Raw genomic sequence first — 24,877 nt, forward strand, 5'->3', positions numbered from 1 at the left:
CTTAAAGTGAATGAGAGTATTATATCAAAGATTAATTATATTTGAGGAAAGATATAGTTATTTTTGTGGCAGGTAAATGCGCAGATCAGGCTTCAGGAAGCCATATCATCATCATAATAGTCGAAAAAATCTTCAATATCTTCTTTCCAACCGAGGCCGATCTCACAGCCCAACCCGGAAATATCGCGGAACCAGCTTCCGCTGGTAACATATCTGAATCTATTAAAGAATTCCTCTCCAAGAGAGTTGATCCTCTCGGCAAGAGAGCAACGACGATTATCGGGGCAGATTATGCAGCCTTGTAAATTGGTAAATCGATCAGATTCATAATCCAGTTCCGGATCATAATCAAGATCAATATCATCCCCGATCAGATCATTCTCAATGTCATCTTCGTTTTTCGAATAGATAAGAACTTTAGGTATGATCATATGCTGCACCTCTTTTCTCGATTGCACTCGTATCGGATTTTTAAATGTCTAACGGAAATTGTTTATTTAGGATAGAGCGCGGCAATACTGAATTCAACATTTCGCGGACCGATGTAAACAGAATGAAATAAACGGACATGATTCAAAGAAGAGGCCTCCCGAAGGAGGCCCCAGTTAATCATTTAGTTAACGGAATCTGATCACGGATTTTTGCAAATACCGTCCGTACCGAAGTCATATGTTACACTTCTGATAGTCTCATTTCCCGTAACCATGGCGCCGTCACTACCTAAGTAATACCACTTTCCGCCATACGAGAGCCATCCGGTCTGCATTACGCCGCTATTCTTGAAGTAATACCACTTGCCGCCGATCTGCTGCCATCCGGTCTTCATGGCGCCGTCACTACCTAAGTAATACCACGTGCTTCCATCCTGGAACCAGAAGGTCTTCATAGCGCCGTTACCATCAAAGTAATACCACTTTTTAGAAATCTCATTCCAGCCTGTTACCATTGCGCCTGAGTTCTCGAAGTAATACCACTTTCCTCCGATCTTATTCCAGCCTGTTACCATAGCGCCGGAACTCTCGAAGTAATACCACGTTCCGCCTATCTTCTTCCAGCTAGTTACCATAGCGCCGGAAATCTCGAAGTAATACCACTTTCCGCTGACCTGCTTCCAGCTTGTAACCATAGAACCGGATCTTTCGAAGTAATACCACTTGTTTTCGATCTGTCTCCAGCCTTTGGCCATGATGCCTGTCTCAGGATCCAGATAATACCACTTGCCGTCCTTTATCCAGCCGGTCTGCATTACGCCGTTAATAAAGTAATAGTAATTACCGTTCTCTGATTCCCAACCTTCAACCGGAGCAGGAGCTTCCTTGAAAGCAACCTCAACAGTAACATCCTTTGCAGGCATCGTGAACGAGTTACCTTCAATAGCAGTGCCGTCAACCTTGATCGTATCGAGTTCAAAGCCTTCTGCAGGTGTGACTTTAACAACGATCGTTTCACCCAAGTTAGCTTTTCCCTCAACACTGGCCGTACCGTTATCGCTGCATACAACGGTGATCTTATATTCGCTCTTCTTGAACGTAACAGTTACGACTGCATCTGCTTCACCTACGGTAAACGAAGTGCCTTCGATAGCTACATCGTTAACCTTGATCGTATCAAGTTCATAGCCTTCTGCAGGTGTTACTGTGACAGTGATAACGTCACCCTTGACTGCAGTTGTCTTGGACACGCCTGCTGTACCGCCCGTAGTCTCGGATACGGTGATCGCATAAGTCTGTTCATAGATCTTGAACTTGACTTCCGCAGTACCCTTATAGAAACCGGTTCCTGTAACGGTGATCTTAGCTTCACCGACAGCGGTGTTATCAGAATACTGAACCGTGTAGTCAGTTCCGAGAACGAGAGTCTTATCGCCGTCCTTTACCGTTACTGCAGGAGTAATGGCATTACCTGTATAGATCTGATCTGCAACAGAATCGATCGTAGCGCTTGCAATGTCCTTAACGATCTTGAAGGAACTCATTGCGGAACCACAGTAGCTGCCTATACCGTCAACACGGATCTTTGCTTCGCCCGGACCGACATTATCGAGGAAGTTGACTTCATAGTCACTGCCCTCAGTGAGCTCTTCACCGTCAAGAACAACCTTTACTGAAGGTTCAATAGCAGAACCCGTGTAATCCAGATCTCCTGAAGGATCGAGAGTGATTACCGCATCAGCGATATTTGTTCTCTCGAAGAACTCGATAAACGGCCATTCATCGAGCCAGTCACTTACATCGAGAATAAGATTGAATTCATTCATGCCGACAAAAGCCTGATAGCCATAGTCGTCAGCCGGAGTTACCGTGAAGACTGCCAGAGGGAAGTCGGAATTGAAGATAACCTTTGTCCATCCGTTATAGGACTTTCTTTCGACCTCTCCTTCAACTGCGATAGTACCTGTAAGATCTCCCTCTGTCTCGGAATAGTACTGAACGACATACTGACCTTCGGTCTCGGGATCCGGCCACAGATTACAGTATTCGTACTGTTCTTCGGATGTGTAGATCCTTGCAACGAAACCCGTAAGTTCATTGGCAACAAATGAGAATGTATTGCCGTCACGATCCATCCACATTCTCGAACCATCAGAGAATTCCAATTCGATGCAGTAAACGTCGCCTTCAACCTCGATAGTGGGTTCATCACCTCTGCCGAAGCGGTTGGTGCCCTCCATTATCTCGCTGTTAACGATCGTTACATCGCTACTGTCTTCGCCCATTGCGAATTCGACAGTCCATTCACAATCGAAGATGCCGTCCTGATAAATAGGTGCAACGTCGTATGTGATCCAATGATCGCCTCTCTCGAACTCATAAACGAGCTCGTTACCAAGTCTTTCCATGATGACCTGATCGCCGAACCTGACGTCAACGCCGTAGATCTTCATATCGGGATCAGTATAGAGGTATCTGAGCGTCAGTCTCTCAAACTCATTGTCGAGAGGGATGAAATTATCCTGTACTGCCTGATATGTATTGCCGCCGTCAGTGCTGTACTCGGCATCAAGACCTGAAACCGGCATTCCGTTAAGATGGATTCCTTCCTGTCTCTGATAGTGGAAATTGAAGCTGGGATTCCAAACCCAATTCTCAGTGAAGAAACTTGTAACATCCCAGTCATAGACATAATCATTATCGATGACAAGATCAGTTATGTCTTCATCAGCGATCCATACATCAAAATCAGCATTCTCGGGAACATTAACTTTGAGTCCGATCTTAACCTCAGGATCAGGATCTTCAGGATCACGTTCAACAATGATCCTGTACCAGCCGCAGCTGCATGCCCATTCCTTTATGTAAGGAGACTCAAGGATTTCGACATAACCCTGCTCTGCGTCTTCCGGGAAATCATAGTTATTAACCCAGAACTCGACCATACGCTGGTTTTCGCCTTCACTCCAAAGATGCTGTACCTTGTACTCATCAGCAGTCATATAGATCTTGATCTCTACGGCACTCGGTGAGTCAGGAGTATATGAATACTTACCGTTGTTCGGAACGAGAAGGCGTTCTTCACCTGAATCGACGATATTAGCATAAACTGCGTATACTTCTTCATCGATCGTGAATTCGATCGGAGTTCCGACAGTCAAAGGAGTGTTTGCGTTAACAGTGACACCGGCATCCATTAACTTCTCTTCAAGTTCCCAGGAACCTTCTCCGTTGACAAAGATAATATAATTGCCGTCATAAGGTGCATTCCAGTCGAAAACGTCGAGACGGTAATTGCCCCAGCCTGAAGCAGGCTTTTCGAGCGTAAAGTAGTAACCTTCAGCGTCATCAAACGGCAGCTGGGATCTGTGTCTTACGCCGTCAAAGTACTCAAAGCCTACTCCGAACGCGAGATGGAACTCATCGTCATATTCAAAACGGAAGACGATCTTATCAGCATCCTTATACTCCTCAGGAGTTATGAGCATCTCGTCCCATCCGCCGAATTCGTTATCGAAATGTCTTTCCGTGAGCTGTACGAAATCGCCGCCGTCAATGCTGTAGTAAACTCTTGCACCGTGGGAATCAACGGATATTCCATTGCATCCGATGGGATTCTCAAATCCTGCATTGATGTTATAGAATGAATCTCCCCACTCGTTTTCGCCGACTGAAGTGATCGTGTACGTATATGTTCCGTCGCTGTTTGCGACAAGACCTTCAAGTTCGGAGAGAACAGGTCTCTTATCATTCTCATCATCCTTACGGTCAACATACTCGATCCAATCTCCACTGTCATCAAAAGAGATGCTGCGCAGCATGTTGCCTGCACCAGGTGTCAGGATAACGGGGATTCCGCCGCTCTTCAAAACGCTCTTATCGAAGATCGCACGGACTCTGCCGTCGCCGTTAGGACATGATTCCATAGCGTTTGGCTTAATGCCTTTTGCAAACTCAACATTACCGTCTCCCCAATGGTTGAGTTCGACCTGAACCTGACCGTTCTCAGGATGGAGAGCGTCAAAAGCGGACCACCAGATATTGATCTCGATCATGCCGTATCTGGAAGGAATGAACGGGACTTCAAAGTTATCGTCAAGAATTATGCGGTACTCAGGATCTTCCGCATATGTTGAGTAGAACAGTTCCGCTTCACCGTCGTAGCTGTACTGACGGAACTCGATGATGGGATCATTATAACTATAACCTTCAGGAGGTATGAGCTTAAACGTCAGAGGAGTTTCCAGATCATATCCGAACGGTTCACCATCACCGACAAGTTCATCGTTGATAAGGACTTTTGCTTGCTGGTAACCCTCACCTTCACCGTCATTCCACCAGCATTCGTCATAGCGGATGACAATGTTCTGATCACCGAATTCCCTGTATTCGAAATTAAAATCAGGGCTGTACCACTGATTGTCGAAGACTATTCCTGCGATATCATAGACGAAAACATTATCGTTCTCGATGACTTCAGTAGTGTAATCCTCGTCATTCATCCATACGCTGAATGCAGCATTTTCGGGAACATTGACCTTGATCTCGAGCTTTGCTGCTTCATAGTCAGGTTCTTCTCTGTCATATTCAACAATGACCCTGTAGTAACCCAGACTCTCAGCGACTCTCTTGATATGCTCATTCTCAAGGATCTCGACTGAACCCCATTCTACATCTTCAGGGAAACCGTCATTGCGGACACGGAATTCGACAATACACTGGTTCTCATTCTCGGTTTCAAGGTGCATGACCTCAAACTCTTCCTCTGTTGTATAAACATGGAATTCAATTGGACGTGAATTTTCCGGCATGAAGGAATATACGCCGTCTTCAGGGAAGATCTCCCAATCATTGGGATTACCGCCGATGCTTACATAAACACCGTAGACCTCGCCGTCGATGGAGAACTCGATGGGTTCTCCGACTTTAAAAGGAACAGGACTGTCAGAGACTTCAGGATCGACCTTAAGATTCCATGAGTTATCGCCCTGGAGATATATCATGTACGTGTTATCGTACGGCATAACCCAGTCGAATACCTCGATCCTGTAAGAATGCCATCCCTCTAACGGCCTTTCGAACGTGTAATAATACTCATAGTCATTTTCAGTTTCCAAAGGCTGGCAGGAATAAACATATTCGGTATCGAAATACTCCATCTTTATACCGTTCAGGAATTTCCACGCACGGTCATCCTCTTTAACTACGAATTTGAAGGTTATCTCATCGTAATCGCGGATCTCTTCTTCAGGAAGCAGATGTTCATCCCACTCAAAGCCTGATTCCTCATCAACGAAGTGCTGCCATTCGACGGGATAATAATTCTCGCCGTCTGCAGTGTAGTACACATCAGTTCCGTTGTCATTGACCGAGAAGCCGGGGGCTCCTATGGGATTCTCGCAGCCCATGTTGATACTGAATTTGGTGATATCATCTGAATACGGTTCAAATGAACCGATCGTGAAAGTGAAAGTACCGTCTTCATTCATCGTGAGATACTCGAGATCAGACAAATAAGGTCCCGGAGCTCCCTGATCAAATCCGGAGTGATACTCATCACTTACAAAATCATCGAGCGCATACGACAGACTCCACAACGTGCAGCCGTAGTATGGTGTGATAGTAACTACAACAGGATTTTCCTCATCAACATCAGATCTGTCAAATATTGCCCTTATAGTACCGTTGGATGCCTCAGCCGTATAAAGAGGCTCAACGCCTGCAGAGAAATCAACATCTCCCCAGCCCCAGCGGTAGATATCGAACCTGATCTGACCTTTCTCGGCCTCTAGCGTGTCGACATCGCTCCAATATACATTTACATAGATCGGAGTGTTTTTTACCGGAGTAAAAGAAAATTCACCGGTTTCATTCAGGACGATCAGATGATCGGGATCCTCTGAATCAGTGGAATAATACTCCTCTCCGTCATCACCGGGATTACCCTGACGAAGCACGACTTTGCACTCATCGAGGTAATAATCGCGGTATTGTTCCAATCTGAAAACAAGTTCCTCATTAGGTACAAAATTAATGACAGAACCGTCTTCGACATACTCACCGTTCACCTGGACAAAAGTATGGGGCATATCCTCATTTTCTTCTCCGTCCGGGAACGAATAATCATCAAAACTTACCATCAGCTGACCATTCTCAAGAATGATCTCATCGGCACTTACCGTCTGCACGAGACTCGGCAGAACGGAAAAGCCCAGGCAGATCGCCACAAGCATTGCCGTCAAACGTTTCAATGTTCTCATATGGGATTCCTCCTTTTTAGAGTCGAGAAATGTCATCTCATTGTAATTATAGCAAGTTGTTAAATTAATTTTATGAATAATGAGTGAACGTAATAAATAAGAATATTGAACATTTCGAAATAAAATGCACAAAAACGGGCCTGATAAACCCGCAAAAGAATGCTTATTCCTGTCTGAGACTGAACTGCAAAACGGACACAGGACCGATATCCGTAAGCTTGTAATCCTTGATCCTCTTCCCCTGTTTCCAGATAAAATGCGGAATGTTTATAGGCTGAATTATGTCTCTGCTGATGTCCGCGAGGTCTAAAAGGCTGATAAGTTCGGAATAACTCTTTTGGATGTCTGAGATGGCATCATACCTCTGCTGGGCATATTCCACGCTGAGTCTCAAAAGATACGGATCGTCGTTGTTCTTACCTATCGAGAAAAGATTCATAAACCCATGGTAAGTGTAAAAGTTATACTTCATATCAGGTTCGGATATGCCCAGAAACAACAGCGGTTTGGTAATGCTGTCAGGTGCTGTCTCCTGATCGCACAGACAGGCCAGTCCGCCCAACGCCGGAGCAGCGATCCTCAGTTTATCCCATTGCTTATTCTTCCAGTCGGCCGGCCAGTCGAATACCAGGTCCCTGTCACCCATGAAAACGGTCTCATGGACCTTTGTCTTGGAAGACGGCATCTTTACCGATTCGAGCATAAAGCATCCGCTGAACGCGTACTGACCGACATCTTCGAGATTAACAGGCAGTTCTACGCTTTTCAGTGCGGTACATTCAGAGAATGCATAGCTTCCGATCTTCCTGAGCGAAGAATTGAAGATCATGCTTTGCAGATTGACACATCCGGAAAAAGCATTTTCGCCTATCTCAGTCACCGAATCGGGAAAGCGCACCTCTCTGATCCACCGGCAGTCCTCGAAAGCCTTAATGCCGATGGCTGTTACATCATCAGGGATAACTGCACAGGCCGATGCCCCGTTATATCTTTTTAAAATGCCGTCCTCTGTCTCAAAGTCCTCTAACGTGCTGATATCACCTTTTATCTCGGTAACCAGCTTAATGTAATTCTCGACTATGGCATCCTTAACGACAAACGGCTTTCCGCAGTGAATGCATATGGTTGCGCTCTCATCCGAGTCTATCCTCAGATCAGCACCACAGGAAGGACATTCTAACGGAATAACCGGCATATAACCTCACAAAAACTCGTTTTTACTATTCTACAACAAAAACCGGGGCAATTCGAAAAGCTACCATGTTGAGACCTGTCGTTATTATGGCTTTTGCTTTTTTTCAACCCTTTTTGTCCCCACAGAGGGTTGGATTTTTGCACTTATAATCCTTAACCGGCTTTTTCGCTAAATTAAATCAGGGTCACCTCAGTATCAATGAGGCAACCCTGTCTTATTTAGATCGATCGAACGATCAACATAATCTGCATCAAGGATTTGTACAGTAACCAGATGCATCGAACTTATAATCCTTGCCGTCGATCTTCAGCGTCCGGTTCTTTGCATACCAGCCGGTGGAATCGCCGTACCACCAACCCTTTGAATCTTTCTTCCAGGATGCCCTGTACTGGTAAGTCCATTTTCCGTCAGCATCTAGCCAGTAGCCGTCGCAATATTCATTTGCAGCCATGGTGCCGTCAGACTTAAGGAAATACCAGTAATCGCCGGATTTCTTCCAGCCCTTGTACATTGTGCCGTCGGAATTAATGTAATACCACTTGCCGTTATCCTTGAGCCATACGGATTCAGCCATGGATCCGGTCTCATAGAAATAGTACCATTTGCCGTCGATCTGCTTCCAGCCCGTAGCCGCAACGCCGTTTGAACCGCAATAGAACCATGCGGTATTGCCGTTGGACGAATCATAGAGTTTATACCAGCCGGAACTTACCATCTCACCGTTGGTCTTAAAGACATATACTTTGTTATCGATAAGACATGCCTGGTTGCTGCACATTTCTCCAAATGCGTCGAAATAGTACCACTTCCCGCTTATCTGCTTCCAGCCTGTCACCCTAGCGCCGTTTGAAGGATTCAGGTAGTACCATTTATTACCGTCCTCTTTCCAGCCGGTAGCCATCGCGCCATCATCTTCAAAGAAGTACCAGCGTTCGCCTATTTCCTTCCAGCCGGTTACCTTTTTTCCCTCGTCATCGTAATAACGCCAGGTGCCGTTATCATCCTTCCAGCCGGGCATTGATGAATTATAATGGATCATCGCATTTCCGAAATAATCCGTCGGATCTCTATACTGTCCGATAAGCTGTTTAAAATCAGTCTCACTGCCTTCGATATAGACATCTGTAAGAGATCTGCAGCCGCTAAAAGCAGAGTCATTTAAACTGGTTACACTCTTGGGAATAGAGACTTTCTGTAATCCCGAATTATAAAACGCTCTATCTCCGATCTTATTTACGGAAGACGGAATATCCAGCGTTCTAAGATTATAGCAATCACAAAAAGCTTTATATTCTATGGACGTGACTGTATTCGGGATGTTGACCGATTTAAGAGAACTACATTCATAGAACATCAGGCGGTTGATCTTTGTTCTACCTGATTCAAGGACAGCCTTCTCAAGTTTCTCGCCTGACACTTGAGTATACGGATCCTTAGGAATCGTTATTTCGGAACCGGCATAATTATGCCAGACCAAGGTATCCATACCTGAAGGGAAACTGACGTTCTTAATTGAATTTGTACCATAAACTTTGAATTCCTTAAGAGAGTTGGTTGTTGTCACATTACTTAGTATTGGACAAGTATAAACAACAAAACTCTCAATGTTCTTTGTAAGCACTACTTTTTTAAGATTTGAACAATAGTCAACTGTAAAACTTTTGGCATTTGAATCTCCCAAAAAATCCACAGTCTGTATTCCGACTGAAGACAGATTAAAAGAAGTAATCTTTGCTCCGGCAGCTACATTCATATCGATATCGGTAACATTCGGGAAATCAGATATCATTAAAACCTCTATGTTCTCAAGCTTGCTGAATGAAATGCTCAACGATTTGGCATTGCAATCAAAACCGTTAATACTAAACCACTCCCAACCGGTTCCTGAATACTCAATGCTAACTTTCTCAACCTTGTCTCTGTACTCCTTTGAAATGAGCCCGAGATCCGGGTTGCCTTTGGTACAGGTGATCTTTAATTCGTTATCGGAATAAAAAGCCCAATCATAAGGGTATAATGATCCCGAATCCACTATCTCAGCTGCCGTGACCATCATCGAGAAAGATGACATGATCATGATGGCTGCCATTACGGCTCCGAGAATCTTGCTTGTTTTACGCATATCCTTTCCTCCTCATATTTTATTTTGAATTACTACATTAAATTTACGGATTCGTGCATACTCCGTCCGAATCGAAGTTATATACCTTACCGTCAATCTTGATGCTGGTGGAATAAGCCATGTCTCCGTTTGTTCCGAACCAGTACCACTTGCCAGAGATCTGAAGCCACTTAGTAGCCATCTGACCGTTGTTCTTGAAGAAATACCACTTGCCGCTGATCTTTTGCCAGCCTTTCAGCATTACTCCAGAAGAATTCAGGTAGAACCAATTTCCGCCCGATTCCTGCCAGCCTGTGAGCATGGCTCCGGAAGAGTCGAAGCAATACCATTTACCGTCAATCTCCTGCCAGCCGGTCTTCATCTTGCCGCGGTTATCGAAATAATACCAATAGCCGCCTGTCGACACCCATCCGGTAGACATTTCGCCTGATGATTTAAGGTAATACCAATCGCCGCCGTCTTTTACCCATCCGGTCTTCATAACACCGGTTGAATCAAAATAATACCATTTGCCGCCGATCTGGTTCCAACCGGTTACCATGGAGCCGTGTGCCGGATCCATGTAATACCACTTACCGCCGTCCTGAACCCAGCGGGTAGCCATTACGCCGGAAGCATCGAAATAAAACCACTTTCCGCCAACTGACTTCCACCCTGTTGCCTTAACTCCGTTGGCATTGTAGTAATACCATTTACCGTTATCCTCGACCCATCCGGTTTTTGCGACATAATTGAAATGGATCTTCGCATTGCCGAAAGTCTCTTTCAGTGTCAGTTCTTTATGATTACTGTAATCAGCATCAAGAACTGTTATCTTATTCCACTGCTCTTCCGAACCTGCATAATAAACATCAGATATCTTGTCATGATCAAATGCCGTAACCGTGATTTCCTTAACACTTAAAGGCATGTAAACGGTCTTCAGATCATCACAATAAGCAAATGCCCTTGAACGTATCGCCTTCAGCCCTTCAGGCAGTGTTACCGATGTCAGTCCCGAACTGTTAAAAGCACCCTGTCCGATAGTCACCACAGTGGAAGGAAGGCTTACATTTTTAAGGCTTTTACAATCGTTGAATGTATCATACTGGACTACGGTTAATCCCTCAGGAAGGCTGACCTCTTCAAGTGCTTTTGATCCTTCGAACATCCACATATCAGTCTTTTGTCTGCCGGATTCTATTATTGCCTTCTTAAGACTACCACCGGAAATATGAGCGATGCATGTGCTCGGTATTGAGATCTCTTCCAAACCGCAACCATACATTGTCAATGATTGTAAGTTTTTAGGAATACTCAGTTTCTTAAAAGCGGGAGCCGAATTGATCTGCAAAGTCTTAAGTGCACCGGTATTGGAAATGCTTGAAAATTTTTCACAATTATCAACGCGAAGGTTCTCAACATTATTCTTCAGATCAATGGAGGTTAATAAATTGCACTTATTTACTCTCAGTGTTTTGACAACATTATTCCCCAAAAAGTCAATTTTATTGATACTGCAATTATCGAAAAACAGCGTCTTAAAGTCTGCTCCCGACGAAAGCTTAACAGCACTGTTTTCGATCTTTGCGAAATCGTGTAATTCTATCTTATCGATCGAACAGCCATCGCACCCGGTAAATGTGACCGACTCGGCTTTGCTTCCTGCATCATAAAAATAATAAGTTGCATTATAACAATAGTCTGAAAAATCAAAGGTTACAGACGTAACAGTATCAAGGAGTTCAGGATCGATTTCAGATAGTCTGACAGTTGTACTTTTTAGTTTAACATCCAGATGGCCATCGTTATACAAAACCCAATCATAATACTTATTCGTACCGTCGGAAACCTTAGACGGCGCTGCAAGGATGGTTGACGAGAACATCGTCACTATCATAACAACCGTCATTAACACTCCAAGAGCCTTACAGTATCTTCGCATATACCTACCTCCCCAATGAAAAAATAACAAATATATTTTATCACAATCAATACGGAATCATTACTATTACTTTGAGATCAGCATGCGGTTTTGGAGGCCGTCATCGAACGATGATTTGCCAAAGAAAAAAGCTCTCCACGGAAAACCATGAAGAGCCTTGAAAATTGGTGCAGATGGCGGGACTTGAACCCGCACGAGATTGCTCCCACTAGCACCTGAAGCTAGCGCGTCTGCCAATTCCACCACATCTGCGTGCGGGATAGATTTTATAACATGATGCATTATTTTTCAATAAGAAGGTTATAATCACAATATGAATAAGGTAAATGTCTCCGTTACAGATCTGGCTTCCTATATCTCACGCCGCGGCAATCTTGCCGGCGGGTCTTACGGGTCCGTGTCAGGCGTTGAAGGTACGAGGCTCCACCAGAGGGTCTTTTCCGATCTGAAGAAAGCCTACGGAGACGTCATAACTACTGAAGAGTCCCTGAATTACGACTATATCTCCGAGACGGGCATGATACTTTCCGTCAGCGGCAGGATCGACGCCATGATGCTCAACACGGGCAAACCGCCTATGATATTCGAGATCAAGTCATTTAATTCGACCAAGGACAGTTTTGAAGCGCTGGTACGTCCCGAGCACGTCACCCAGTTAAAGCTATACGGAGCAATGTATCTGCTTACGAATTCAGATGTTCTCGATGTCAGGCTCACGTTGAGATATGTCTCCATAACTACGCTCGAGAGCTTTGAAAACACGTATGAGATGTCTTTCGAAACGGCAAATAAGCTGTGGGAGGATATCTGTTCGGAATACTGCATTTTCGCGCAGACCCTGCTCGACTATCAGAACAGCCTGCTCGATACAGTATCGCAGATAAGGTTTCCTTTCGACACAATAAGGCCCGGACAGAAAGAATTCATGAAAAAGGCGCTTCTGGCGCTGAACTCACAGGAAGCATTCTTCGTGGAGGCGCCAACGGGCATAGGAAAGACCGTGTCCGTCCTCTACCCTGCCATTAAAGGTCTCGTCAAGAACAGATACGACAAGATCTTCTATCTGACCGCAAAAGAAGCCACGAGAGGCGTTGCGGAATCGACCGTCAACCAGATGAGAAGGTCCGGACTGATAATAAGGTCCATCACGCTACGTTCCAAGGAAAAGATGTGCCCGTTCGGCACTGAATGCGATGCGAAATTCTGTCCGCTCGCCAAAGATTACTACGGCAAGCTGAAGGCCGCTTTGGCGGAATCACTCGTATTGGATGAGATAACGCCCGAAAAGATAACCGAGATCGCACTCAGGCACGGGATATGCCCTCACGAGTTCATGCTCGACACCATGAACTACTGCACAGTCGTAATAGGTGACTATAACCACATATTCAGCCCGAGAGTATCCATGATATCCAAAGAGCCCGGCAATCAGCGCATCGCCGTACTTGTCGACGAGGCGCACAACATGATAGACAGGGGACGCGACATGTTCTCTGCTTCCTTCTCACTTAGCCTCATCGATGAGATGCTCCAGGATTTCAAGGGCAGGGACACGAAGATCGAGACGATGATACATCAGCTCAGGAATTATTTCGTGAATATAGGAACATGCTTTGATTCATCGAGTTCCTGCTTCAAGCTTATGGAAGAAGCAGATGAGCACAAAGTCCTGATGACTGAGAACTGGGAAGCGATGAGGCAGCCTCCGAGGCAGCTCTATGCCAAGCTCTGGTATACGATAAGCCGCCTTTCGCCTGTACTGGACAGGCTCGAACAGGGTCAGTGCAGAAGGACTTCTATGAAGTTCTTCTTTGAAGCAAGGTATTTCCTTACTGTGCTCGAACACTATTTCGACAACGCATACATAACGACCGCATCCAGAGAAGGAAAAGAGATCACCATAACGCTGAACTGCCTGGACTGCGCGTCCAAACTCGACTACATAATCAGGGACAGGATGTCGGTCATATTCTTCTCCGCAACCTTTACCCCGTATGAGTATTACCGCAACTGCCTTGTGGGACCTGACTGCGATTACTCGTCATTTCTAAGGCTCCCCTCGCCTTTCCCGCCCGAAAATCTTGAGATCATGATAGATTCAGACATCTCGACCGCATATAAGAACAGGTCGCTGACTCAGGATGAACTGGCATCGAGGATCGCGGAATGCCTTAAGGACAGGACGGGAAACCACATGATCTTCTTCCCTTCCTTCGAATACCTTCAGCAGATAATGCCGAGGCTCAGCAATGAGCTTACTTCAAAGGGCGTTTCAGACTTCAAGATCATATCCCAGATAACGGACATGACGAGCATAGAGAAAGAAAATTTCTTAAAGAGCTTCAGCGAACCTTATAAGGGACTGCTCATAGGCGCCGCCGTGCTGGGCGGTCATTTCGGCGAAGGAATAGACCTTGTCGGCGACAAGCTCACGGGCGTCGTAATTGTCGGCGTGGGGCTTCCGAAGATCACTCCCGAACGTCAGATCTTGAGCAACTACTACTCCGAGAGGTTCGGCGACGGGTTCGCTTTTGCATACAGATTCCCCGGCTGGCAGAAAGTTCTTCAGGCAGTCGGCCGCGTCATAAGGACTGAAACTGATACGGGATTTGCACTCCTGATAGATTCAAGACTTGCAAATCCCGAGTATACGATGTTATTCCCCGATCACTGGAAGATCTGATCTTACAGTGTGACGGTAACCTCCGAAGGCTTATCTCCTAAAGTGATAACACCCTGACAGCCTTCGATCTCATATGTTCCCTTAGCGCCTTTGATGTTTACGATACCGTCTGAATTGGTGCGGATGACTTCGCCTTCTGTCCACCACTCACCCTTAATAAGGTTATGAAGTTTTGTATAAGCAGGCTTGATCCTGTTATCCTTTGTAACAAGACCGCTCGGAGCGCCAAGCCATGCGCCGTCGGCAAAATCCCATCCGGTTACGGCCTTCACATTGGGATCGGCAAAGAGGATCTTATACATCTCTTCCCATTCCCTTGCCTGTCTTTCCTCACCTTCAGGTGTAGTAGGCCACTCTTCGACCTGCCAGTCGTTAAGGTCTTCGATATATTCAGGGATAAGGCTTCCGGATACAAGAGTATTCTCAGTAAAATGAATAGGAAGACCGAACCTTCCGAATCTCTTGAGAACATCGTAGAGCTTTTCAGTTCCCCAGTATCCCTGGTGCTGATGCGACTGGATGCCGATTGCTGAGAACTCAACGCCTGCCTCGAGACAATCTTCGATCAGCTTCTCGTATTTGGGTGATACGTTAAAATCATTAATAAGGAAAGTACCTTCGGGATTTGCGGCTCTTGCTGCGGCAAAGACCTCTTTTACGAGCCCAACCTGTCCGTACCTTTTGCACAGTCTCGTGACGGCATTATCGTACTTATCAAAGATGGGCATGATGACAACTTCATTGATTACATCCCAGAAATCGATAACGCCCTTGAAAGCCGTTACTTCCCTGTTGATACGCTCGAGCTGCTTATCCATTATTATTTCATCAGGATACTTCATGAGCCAGTCGGCACAAACCGTATGCCAGCAGAGCGGATGGCCCTTCGGCGTTACGTTATTGGCTCTCAATTTCTTTGCGGCAGTCATGAGCTGGTCGTAATGCGGATGTCCTTCTTCGGGTTCATAACGTCCCCAGTAAAAAGGAAGCGTTCCGTAATTGAACATTGCAAGCCACTTCTCCAACCTGTCAGGATCGGCTTTCATGCCTTCAAACTCAAGAAAAGCAAAAGCTCCGGAACCGAACAGGAATTCATGTGACTTCTGGTTTAAGACCAGTTCTTTATCAGCAACAGGGTTGCCATTCTTATCTAATACTCTTACAAGGGATTCACCTAAGCGGTGCGAAGGGACGGATGAAATGTTCATTGGCATTTTCCTCTCTTTTCTGTTTCATAAGGGAATTATATATTATTCAAAACGCTAAGGCTGTCATATTTTTTATCAAAATGTACAGAAAGATAGTCTGTTGTAAGGTCTTTCAGATCTCTTTCGGTCTTCTTGTCAGCAGTCGAAGTAAAAAGCTTCTTCAGATCGCACGTCGCGAAATAGTTCAGCGCCCTTACAGCGGATTCATCGAGAAGCCTGTCAAAAGTCCTCGAAAGATTCTTATCGCTGTTTATTCCGCCCGCGATGTTTATCAGGTACCGGTTCGGCTTATCTCCCGATGCGACATAGCTCGGACTGGATAAGTCATAGAGGACAGTAAAACCTGCTATTGAAAGCAGTCTCCAGTTAAAGGCCGAATAGATGAGCAGATATTTATCTTTGTTATTTGCAAGATAGTAATATGCGTAAACGGCAAGTTCATAAGCCTCTTTGGCATTCTCGCTCTGCAGTGTGCAGTCTATGAGACATGACGAGATATGAGCCGCAACGGTCATCTGCTCCAAGCTCTCCATTATCTTCGAATTGCTCTCTATGATCGAAGCATCCTTGAGGTAATAGTAACCGTGTGATACCGATACCACGAAGTCACAGAGCATGTACGGCATTGAAACAAAAGCAAGCGTGGCGCCCGGCTTGGCAACGCCCTTGGCGCATATGGTTATAAGTCCCCTGTCTGCAGTAAGGACAGATAAGAGTCTGTCCTTTTCCTTATAATCACTCGAACGGATTATGAGACCGCGGCAGTTAAAGGGATCCATTATTCGTCGGAGTCTTTGTTAAGACCAGTCTCCGAGAGCAGTGCGTCGTTGTTCTGCCAGTCATTCCTTACCTTTACGTAAAGGTCAAGGTAGACTTTGCAGTCCAGCAGCCTCTCGATGTTCCTTCTCGCAGCGGTACCGATGCGCTTGATCATCTGGCCGTCTTTTCCGATGATGATCGCCTTATGCGAATCCCTGCTGCAGATTATGTCGGCTTTGATGACGACAATGGTACGGTCATCTCCGTCCGTTATCTCTCCGTCGTCATTCTTCTCTTTGAATTCGTTGATGATGACCGCTGTTCCGTGCGGTATCTCCTGATCCGTATAGTGCAGCACCTGCTCACGGATGAGTTCGGCAGCGATAACGCGCTCGGTCTGGTCTGTCATATATTCGCTGTCGTAGAGCCTGGGACCCGCGGGCAGCATTTTCGCGATCACTGTAAGGAGCAGGTCGACGTTCCTTCCGGTCTTTGCGCTTACGGGAACAACGTCTGCGAAATCGTAAAGTTCGGAATACTTCTGCGTCAGCGGCAGGAGTTTTTCCTGACCTGCCTCATCGTATTTGTTTATTGCAAGGATAACCTGCTTGTTGCTCTCTTTAAGAAGCGATAAGAGTTTCTTCTCGACAGCGCCGGGTTCGGGGAATCTGCCGTCTGCGATAAGCACTACGCAGTCGGCGCCGAGAGCAGCCTTATAGGATCTGTCGACCATGAATTCGCCCATCTTTGAAGTCGGCTTGTGGATACCCGGAGTATCGGTAAAGATTATCTGCGTATCCTCGGTATTATAGATGGTCTTAATGTTGGTCCTGGTCGTCTGGGGCTTGTGCGATACTATCGCGATCTTCATGCCCGTTATGTAGTTAAGGAGCGTGGATTTTCCGACATTGGGGCGTCCCAAAAGAGCGACAGTACCGCAGTGTTTGCAGGGCGCTCCGGCCGGGATCAGACCTTCGGCGGGTGTATTATCCCTGTGGTTATCAATCTCGTATACGTCTTCGAGCTCATCTTCGAAAGCAAGGTCCAGAGCTTTCATGATCCTCTTCTGCTTATCAGTCATTATCTTCTCATCAGTGGAATCGATATGGTCGTAACCAAGGAGATGCAGGAGCGAATGCGCGATGAGGAAAACAGTCTCGCGCTCGAATGAATGACCGTAGCTCTCAGCCTGCTTTTCACACGCGAAAGGATTGATCAGTATGTCTCCGAAGCAGAGTACCTGATCACCGTTGTCATCGATCTCAAAATCCCCGCTGTCAGGTATATATGTGAATTCGCCTTCCTTAAGATCCAACATCGGGAAAGAAAGACAGTCTGTCTCGTTATCGATGCCGCGCTGCTCACGGTTGATCTCACGGATCTCATCCGGAGTCACAAAAGTAAGAGTGGCATAAGCGCTCTTCAAAGACCTCTCCACCTGCGGTGAACAGTACTCGCCGTCAGCAATGACTCCGCTTAACTTCTCAATATATCCGCCCAAAAGAGCGAGCTTTTCCGCGGAAAAACCTTCCGCATTATTTACTAAATCGATCCTCATTCAGGGTACTTGATCCTTTCGTGGAAAACACCGGCATAAACCTGCCTGAATGCTATAACTATCTTCTCGATATCATCGAAGTTAAGACCGGAATTGATCAGCTGGTCCTGATCGATCTTATCCTTAATGAGTACACGTATGAGCTGCTCTGCGCTCTGAACGTCTGTCGTCTTCATGGACCTGACCGCTGCCTCACAGGTATCGGCGATCATGACGATAGCAGACTCCCTTGAAGACGGGATGTGTCCTCTGTATCTGAAGTTGTTGACATCCGGCGGTTCAAGGCCTCTCGCCTTCGCATCCTCAACTGCCTTGCGGTAGAAATAAGAAGGATAAGTCGTGCCGTGATGCTCGTCGATTATCTTGATTATGGCATTGGGAAGCCTCTCCCTCTTGGCGAGCTTAACGCCGTCTTCAGGATGCTTTGTGATTATTCCGACACTCTCCATTACGGTAAGCTTGTCGTGCGGATTCTCGCCGCCGTGCTGGTTCTCAGTAAAGAATTCCGGGTGCTCTAGCTTTCCTATATCGTGATAATAAGCCGCAACCTTGCAAAGGAGCGTATCGGCGCCGATGGCTTCAGCTGCGGAGTCAGCAAGTGTCGCAACCATCATGGAATGGTGATATGTACCGGAAGCTTCCAGGAAAAGACGCTTCATGAGGTGCTGGCCCGGCTGGCTCAAAGTGATGAGCTTGACAGGTGAAGCTGCGTTGCTCACGAGCTCGTAGATAGGCGAAAGTCCGACAGCAGCAACGAGCGAAGCGATGCAGCTTACAAATGTGTAGATAAGCGAATTGAGGTATTCGGTCCTCGTATTGCCGTGAAGGAAATTAAAAGCAATACTCGTCGCGATAGTGGCGATAGTCGGGAAGAAAATAAGAGCGGCGTTATTGATGATCCTGTCAGACCTGCCCGCGAATATGGAGCACAGTATGATGCCGATGAGATTGATAAAGAACATTTCAGGATCGAATCCGTACATCGGCCAGATAAGCAAAAGGTTTACGACCGAAAGGATTATGCTGTTCTGGGTGCCGATATAAGTGGCACAGACAGATGCAAAGAATATGACGATGCAAAGGAGCGTCGAAAGGCTCGAGAGATAAACCGATGCGGCAACCGTGATAAGGAACGTGATAAGGAGCATGTAGAATACAGGCATCTCAACCTGGAGTTTCTTACGCTCGATATTGAGATATACGGCTGCAGATGCCGAGATTATCAGTACATAAACGGTGACTCTGAGGAAGATGACAACGTTGAACGAAGAGTCTCTGATGAGTTCGAGTTCAACGAGATTGCTGTATACATGCTCATCGATAATGGCACCGGATTCCACGAGTTTCGTACCTTTATCGATCATGATCGGATCGTTTAAAGCCGTCATATAAGCATTGTTCGCGGAATCTTCCGTAGCCTTTTCATCGTAGATGGTATTGGGTTCGAGTATTGATGAGAGAACTATCCTCATCGCATCGGCAAACTTTTCGTAAGAAGGGCTCGACTCGCAGAAACTGCTGATCTGTTCGTCGATCTTGGATTCGAGAAGATGCTCGTTTACGTCGCCTAACATGATAAGCTCTGCAAGAGTCGTGGTCTTCTCCCTGATATATGTGAATGTCGGATTGCTCATCTCGAAAAAAACGAGGATATCCTCAGACTTTATCTTAACGTTCATCGTCTGTTCGACGTTAAGAGTCACCTGTGAAGCGGCTTCCGCGGGAGACATCGGAGATGTCGTTCCCCTCGCCTGAGTCATGTTCGTTCTTGCCTGCTCTGCGAGATCGAAGAAATCATCAACCCTGTCGATGCTCACCTGGGCCTGCTTGTCGGATCTCACAAAGATATCTGCAACGGTATCCCTTGCCCTTACAGCCTCCCTCTCGGTCGCGTAAGTATCGGCAAAAGTTCTCGGAGCGTATATATCCTGAGTAGCGATGGAACCAACTTCATAATCGTAACTTACGGGAAGCGAACCGTAGAAAACGAGGAAGATTATCGTGAGCGAAGCGAGCGCCAACGATATGATCTGATGGAATTTCGGTTTTGCGGATTTGTTACTGCTCATAGATCACCTTTGCCTAGCATCCTCATAAGCTTTTACGATCCTTGCAACAAGGCTGTTCCTGACTATATCCGAATCATTGAGACTTACGATCTTTATGCCGTCGACATCCTTGAGGACCGTGATGGCATCCTTAAGGCCGCTCTCGATCCCCTTGGGCAGGTCGATCTGCGTGAAATCGCCGCATACGCATGCCCTGCAGTTAACGCCGAGTCTCGTAAGGAACATCTTCATCTGTTCGGGAGTCGTATTCTGAGCTTCGTCCAGCAGCACGAAGCAGTCATCGAGATTGCGCCCTCTCATGAAAGCAAGAGGAGAAACTTCTATGACGCCCTTGTCGTAATAACGCTCGAACATCTCCTGTCCCAAAAGAGCGGACAGTGCGTCGTATATCGGGCGCATGTAAGGATTTACCTTTTCTTCGATGTCACCGGGCAGAAAACCGAGTCTCTCGCCGGCTTCTATTGCGGGTCTCGTGAGGATGATCCTCGACACTTCCCTGCTCTTCAGAGCCTTAACGGCCATGGCGACGCCGAGGAAAGTCTTGCCTGTTCCGGCAGGACCCGCACAGATCACAAGTTCCGATCTTTTCAGGGAATCCACATAGAGCCTCTGTCCCAGAGTTCTGGGCTTAACGGCTCTTCCCGAAGGTGTCATGTAAAAGACCTCGTCCGAAGTCTTAAGGAATTCCTCGAGCCTGCCGTCCCTGGCCAGGTTCATGAGGTACTGGATATCTGTCTCATCTATTTCCGAATCGGCCGAAAGCTTATCCAAAGCCAGGAAAGCATCCTTTGCGATCAACACTTCCTTGGTGTCACCCGTGATGACAAAACCGTTTCCGTCGTGCTCTATGCTGACATCAAAAAAGCCGGCGATCCTTGATGCATAAAGACCTGCCGTCTGCGTTGAATTCCTGAGCTGTTCGATTCTTTCTTCCAAATGAGATCTCCTATAAAAGAATTATTATGCTAATCAATTTTCGAGTCAACATTTCAGCCCTTAAATTGCCTGAGCACCGCAGTATAGTACTCCGGAAGTTCCGTCTCGAAATGCATAGTCTTGCCCGTCCTCGGATGGACGAAAGTTATCGCCTTGCTGTGAAGCGCCTGGCCTTCAAGGCCGTAGTTCTTGCGTCTCGAAGCATACACGGGATCACCTACGACGGGATGACCCGTATAGGCCATGTGAACTCTGATCTGATGCGTCCTTCCGGTCTCAAGGATGAGTCTGATATCAGATATCTCGCCCAGTCTCTCGATGACCTCGAAATGAGTTACTGCGGGTTTTCCGTCTTTTACGACAGCCATCTTGCGCCTGTCGGTAGCAGACCTTCCGATGGGAGCGTCGACCGTTCCCTTGTCTTCTTTTATGACACCGTATACGAGCGCCCTGTATTCTCTTACTATCTCGTGTCTTGAGAGCATGTCGGCAAGTCTTAAATGCGTGAAATTATTCTTGCAGGCAAGCATCAATCCGGAAGTATCTTTATCGATACGGTGAACGATGCCGGGCCTTAAGACTCCGTTGATGTCGGACAGCTCATCCTTGCAGTGCGCTAGCAGAGCATTGACCAAAGTTCCCTCGCTGTGTCCTGCCGCAGGATGCACGACCATGCCCTGCGGTTTGTTTATTACGAGAAGATCGGAATCCTCATATACGATATTGAGCGGGATATCCTGAGCTATGAAGGAATCGTCCTCCTTGGGTGCCGGTATCTCCGCCTCGACCACATCACCGGCAGAGAGCTTCGTGCCTGCCTTTGTGATCACCTTTCCGTTGACGCTTACTTTTCCGTCGTCTATCAGCCTTTTATAAAACGACCTGGAATATGTGGAATCAAAAGAATCCGTGACAAAGCTGTCGAGCCTTACTCCGTCTGTACCGCAAACCTTGGATTCATTCGGCATCTTCGGTCTCCTTTTTCTTAAAGAGGATATTCCAGAAAGCCTCAAACTCCTTGGAACGGAACACGATTATGTAGATCAAAAGGAATGTGCCCAGCACGGCACATATATCAGCGAAATTGAATATCGGGAATGTATAACTGCCGAAGTCGAACCTCAGAAAGTCGATGACATACTTGAGGCGCGCTCTGTCGATGAGGTTTCCGATGGCGCCTGACGACAGGAGACAGAAAGCAACGGATAAGAGCGGCATGCTGTTCTTTGAAGACACGATCATGAGAGCGAATATGCCGCATCCGAGTATGGTCGAGACAGCTATAAGGAAATATATTCCCCAAGCCTTATCAGCAAATAACGAGAATGCGCTTCCGGTATTCTCGCAATAAAACAACGAAAAGAAATCCTTGATTATGACCTTTGTTCCGACGGGTTTGATCTGTTTTACGACCAGATCCTTGAAGTATTGGTCGGCCGCCACGAGTATGGCAAAAAGAACCGAAAAGATATCGATGAGCTTTACATTAGTTTTCTTCTTCGCACTTACACTGTTACTCATATTCACAGAACCGTCTGATCGCGGTACACCTTCCGTTTTTATCAGTCTCGAAAATGATACCACACACGAATCCTTCGCCGTCGGCAGGCTCATATTTGGCAGGAAGCTTATAAGCGAGCCTCCTTATGGAAGCCTCTATGTCCATGCCGAGGATCGACTCCTTCGCACCGCACATGCCGCAGTCGGTAATGTATCCGGTGCCGTTCGGCAGGATCGTCTCGTCTGCAGTCTGAACGTGCGTATGTGTTCCCGCAACGACAGACACTTTGCCGTCGAGATAATAACCCATCGCGCATTTCTCGGAGGTGGCATCGCAATGGAAATCCAGCAGGACAGTCGTACACCCCTCCACGCGCTTAAGCCTCTCCACTATCCCGTCCGCATAAGTAAACGGGTTATCCGGCAGAACGTTTGCATATACCTGGCCCAGGAGATTAAAAACGCCGATCTTCTCGCCGTTCTTCTCAAAAACGCAGTAATCGTTGCCGGGCCAAGAAGGGCTGAAATTGGCAGGTCTTGCCAGGTTCTTCACCTTGGCAATCTGGCTTATGAATTCCCTGTTTGAAAATGTGTGGTTTCCCAGAGTAAAAAGATCGGCACCATAGGTCTCGAGTTCTCTTAAGATATTGATCGAAGCTCCGAGACCGTGAACGCTGTTCTCAGCGTTTACTATACAGCAGTCGATCGAATTGCTCTTAAGGAAACCGGGCATTACCGTCTTAAAAGCACGGCGTCCGGCATAGCCGACGATATCGCCAACAAAGCACACTTTCACGGTATAAGCCCTCCAAATCTTTTTATTCTTTAAAAGTATAGCAAAAATCTTAGCGTATTTTAAGCAGGAGGTTTTGAAATAAAAGGCGGCACAGGTTCCTGCCGTCTTTTATTCCTTACCCGTTCTGCTAGAATACTATCTATGAATACATGGGAGGATAAGTATATGGAAATAAAGAAATTGCTGGCTTCAGTCCTTTCCGCCGGGATGATCATGTCATTCCTGCCTGCAGCCGTAATGGCTGACGGAGCCGGATGGCATCAGACCGAAGCCGGATGGTCCTATTACACCGACAGCACCACTTACGTTCAGAACAGCTGGAAACAGATCGGCAGCAAGTGGTATTACTTCGACGCTGACGGCATCGCTTATGCGGACTGCTGGGAGACGATAAACGGCAAGCTCTATCATTTCGACAGCAGCTGCGCCATGGAAACCAACAAGTGGATAGACTGCGGCGAATCCTATTTCGAAGGTTTTGCCGAATACATCTGTGACCTGAACGGAGATCCCGACGGTTTCTGGTCCCAGTTCCTTGATCTTAAGGACTGGCGCTATGTCGGAGCCGATGGAGCCGCTTTTAAAGGCTGGAAGACTGTAAACGGAAAATGGTATTTCTTCGAGGACGGCTCGAACAGTCAGAACGCTTCCCGCCAGTGCCGCATGGCATACGGGATCGCGAAGGACAAAGACGGCGGCATTTACTGTTTTGACAAGAACGGCAGTTATATAAAGAACAAATGGGTCAGTGCCGATACCGAAGAAGACGGATGGTTCTATTTCGGATCGAACGGGATCATATACTCTTCCAAATGGCTCAATCAGAACGGCAAATGGTATTACTTCAACGATGACTGTCTTATGGTCTGCTCAAAGTCTAACTATTACATCTCCGGATACCTTTATGATTTCGACAAGAGCGGCGTCTGCTCCAATCCTTACAGCGGCAGGAAGCTTACAGGCTGGGTGGAGGATTCGGATAAGTGGTACTATTTCGATTCCGAAGGCAAACCTTACAAGGAATGGCATAAGATCGGCGGCAAATGGTATTATTTCGATCCTGAAGACGGATACATGTGCACGGGACCCAGGATCATCGGCAGTGATTACTATCAGTTTGATGATGACGGCAAGATGCATATCGGCTGGTTTAAAGTCCCTACGATGAAGAATTACTGGGGTAATGACTACTGGTTCTACTGCGGAACCAACGGAAAGGTTTACAGCGATCAGTGGCTCGAAGAAAACGGCAAATGGTATTATTTCTCGGGAAAGAAATACGGCTGCGCCATGATCAACTCCATGACGGACTACGAGATCAACGGCAAGCTCTATGATTTTGATTCACACGGCGTATGCCTGAACCCTTACAGCGGCAGACCGGTGGTCAAAGAATGATCTTAAATCTGCTCTAAACCATATCGCGTAAAGCCGGA

At 46.6% G+C, this 24,877-nt stretch carries 15 protein-coding genes and 1 tRNA gene; 2 read left to right on the forward strand and 14 right to left on the reverse strand.

Annotated features, from left to right (window positions below; genetic code table 11):
* Nucleotides 1–92: 92 nt before the first annotated feature.
* From BO18_RS17935 to BO18_RS17960, 6 genes are all read right to left on the reverse strand, one after another.
* Nucleotides 93–431, reverse strand: a complete 339-nt coding sequence (locus BO18_RS17935) for a hypothetical protein (RefSeq protein ID WP_034448802.1) — start codon at nt 429–431, stop codon at nt 93–95.
* Between the two features lie 200 nt (nt 432–631).
* Nucleotides 632–6,691 carry an N-acetylmuramoyl-L-alanine amidase family protein gene (locus BO18_RS35675; protein WP_034448804.1) on the reverse strand — a complete coding sequence of 2,020 codons (6,060 nt, stop codon included), beginning with the start codon at nt 6,689–6,691 and terminating at the stop codon, nt 632–634.
* Between the two features lie 163 nt (nt 6,692–6,854).
* Nucleotides 6,855–7,886, reverse strand: coding sequence for a leucine-rich repeat domain-containing protein (locus tag BO18_RS33025; RefSeq protein ID WP_051688912.1), 1,032 nt, complete (start codon nt 7,884–7,886; stop codon nt 6,855–6,857).
* Nucleotides 7,887–8,136: 250 nt separating this feature from the next.
* Nucleotides 8,137–10,008 (reverse strand): leucine-rich repeat protein, encoded by a 1,872-nt coding sequence (locus BO18_RS33030; protein WP_051688913.1) that lies wholly within the window; start codon nt 10,006–10,008, stop codon nt 8,137–8,139.
* 43 nt (nt 10,009–10,051) lie between these two features.
* Entirely contained in the window at nt 10,052–11,932 is a 1,881-nt protein-coding gene (locus tag BO18_RS33035) for a leucine-rich repeat protein (protein ID WP_051688914.1), read from the reverse strand.
* A 165-nt stretch (nt 11,933–12,097) separates the two neighbouring features.
* Nucleotides 12,098–12,184, reverse strand: a tRNA-Leu gene (locus BO18_RS17960).
* Between the two features lie 61 nt (nt 12,185–12,245).
* Here BO18_RS17960 and BO18_RS17965 point away from each other — a divergent pair.
* Nucleotides 12,246–14,615, forward strand: coding sequence for an ATP-dependent DNA helicase (locus BO18_RS17965; RefSeq protein WP_034448805.1), 2,370 nt, complete (start codon nt 12,246–12,248; stop codon nt 14,613–14,615).
* A gap of 2 nt (nt 14,616–14,617) precedes the next feature.
* Here the strand turns inward: BO18_RS17965 and BO18_RS17970 are convergent, their stop codons facing one another.
* From BO18_RS17970 to BO18_RS18005, 8 genes are read right to left on the reverse strand one after another with little or no spacing between them, the layout of a single operon-like run.
* A complete protein-coding gene (locus BO18_RS17970) occupies nt 14,618–15,823 on the reverse strand; it encodes an endo-1,4-beta-xylanase (RefSeq protein ID WP_051688915.1) in 1,206 nt (401 codons plus the stop codon).
* Between the two features lie 35 nt (nt 15,824–15,858).
* A complete protein-coding gene (recO, locus tag BO18_RS17975; protein WP_034448807.1) occupies nt 15,859–16,602 on the reverse strand; it encodes a DNA repair protein RecO in 744 nt (247 codons plus the stop codon).
* Complete coding sequence (era, locus tag BO18_RS36310; protein ID WP_185752503.1) at nt 16,602–18,140, reverse strand: GTPase Era; 1,539 nt, start codon at nt 18,138–18,140, stop codon at nt 16,602–16,604. The genes recO and era overlap by 1 nt, the downstream gene beginning before the upstream one ends.
* Nucleotides 18,137–20,209, reverse strand: a complete 2,073-nt coding sequence (locus BO18_RS17985; protein WP_034448809.1) for an HD family phosphohydrolase — start codon at nt 20,207–20,209, stop codon at nt 18,137–18,139. Before BO18_RS17985 ends, era begins: the two co-directional genes overlap by 4 nt.
* A gap of 3 nt (nt 20,210–20,212) precedes the next feature.
* On the reverse strand, nt 20,213–21,145 hold the full coding sequence (locus BO18_RS17990; protein WP_051688916.1) for a PhoH family protein: 933 nt from the start codon (nt 21,143–21,145) through the stop codon (nt 20,213–20,215).
* A 53-nt stretch (nt 21,146–21,198) separates the two neighbouring features.
* The gene (locus BO18_RS17995; protein ID WP_034448810.1) at nt 21,199–22,113 is read right to left on the reverse strand and encodes an RluA family pseudouridine synthase; all 915 of its coding nucleotides are present in this window, start codon (nt 22,111–22,113) and stop codon (nt 21,199–21,201) included.
* Nucleotides 22,103–22,666 (reverse strand): signal peptidase II, encoded by a 564-nt coding sequence (gene lspA, locus BO18_RS18000; RefSeq protein ID WP_051688917.1) that lies wholly within the window; start codon nt 22,664–22,666, stop codon nt 22,103–22,105. The genes BO18_RS17995 and lspA overlap by 11 nt, the downstream gene beginning before the upstream one ends.
* Nucleotides 22,659–23,441: a TIGR00282 family metallophosphoesterase gene (locus BO18_RS18005; RefSeq protein WP_034448812.1), complete on the reverse strand. Its 783-nt coding sequence runs from the start codon at nt 23,439–23,441 to the stop codon at nt 22,659–22,661. Before BO18_RS18005 ends, lspA begins: the two co-directional genes overlap by 8 nt.
* A gap of 165 nt (nt 23,442–23,606) precedes the next feature.
* Between BO18_RS18005 and BO18_RS18010 the strand changes: the two genes are divergently transcribed.
* Complete coding sequence (locus BO18_RS18010; RefSeq protein ID WP_034448813.1) at nt 23,607–24,839, forward strand: hypothetical protein; 1,233 nt, start codon at nt 23,607–23,609, stop codon at nt 24,837–24,839.
* Nucleotides 24,840–24,877 lie beyond the last annotated feature (38 nt).

This window comes from Butyrivibrio sp. AE2032 (genome assembly GCF_000702965.1).

Excerpts from the sequence above, each read along its gene's own strand:
- BO18_RS17935 (WP_034448802.1), bottom strand. The coding sequence starts at position 431 with ATGATCATACCTAAAGTTCTTATCTATTCGAAAAACGAAGATGACATT.
- BO18_RS35675 (WP_034448804.1), bottom strand. The coding sequence starts at position 6,691 with ATGAGAACATTGAAACGTTTGACGGCAATGCTTGTGGCGATCTGCCTG.
- BO18_RS33025 (WP_051688912.1), bottom strand. The coding sequence starts at position 7,886 with ATGCCGGTTATTCCGTTAGAATGTCCTTCCTGTGGTGCTGATCTGAGG.
- BO18_RS33030 (WP_051688913.1), bottom strand. The coding sequence starts at position 10,008 with ATGCGTAAAACAAGCAAGATTCTCGGAGCCGTAATGGCAGCCATCATG.
- BO18_RS33035 (WP_051688914.1), bottom strand. The coding sequence starts at position 11,932 with ATGCGAAGATACTGTAAGGCTCTTGGAGTGTTAATGACGGTTGTTATG.
- BO18_RS17965 (WP_034448805.1), top strand. The coding sequence starts at position 12,246 with ATGAATAAGGTAAATGTCTCCGTTACAGATCTGGCTTCCTATATCTCA.
- BO18_RS17970 (WP_051688915.1), bottom strand. The coding sequence starts at position 15,823 with ATGAACATTTCATCCGTCCCTTCGCACCGCTTAGGTGAATCCCTTGTA.
- recO (WP_034448807.1), bottom strand. The coding sequence starts at position 16,602 with ATGGATCCCTTTAACTGCCGCGGTCTCATAATCCGTTCGAGTGATTAT.
- era (WP_185752503.1), bottom strand. The coding sequence starts at position 18,140 with ATGAGGATCGATTTAGTAAATAATGCGGAAGGTTTTTCCGCGGAAAAG.
- BO18_RS17985 (WP_034448809.1), bottom strand. The coding sequence starts at position 20,209 with ATGAGCAGTAACAAATCCGCAAAACCGAAATTCCATCAGATCATATCG.
- BO18_RS17995 (WP_034448810.1), bottom strand. The coding sequence starts at position 22,113 with ATGCCGAATGAATCCAAGGTTTGCGGTACAGACGGAGTAAGGCTCGAC.
- lspA (WP_051688917.1), bottom strand. The coding sequence starts at position 22,666 with ATGAGTAACAGTGTAAGTGCGAAGAAGAAAACTAATGTAAAGCTCATC.
- BO18_RS18010 (WP_034448813.1), top strand. The coding sequence starts at position 23,607 with ATGGAAATAAAGAAATTGCTGGCTTCAGTCCTTTCCGCCGGGATGATC.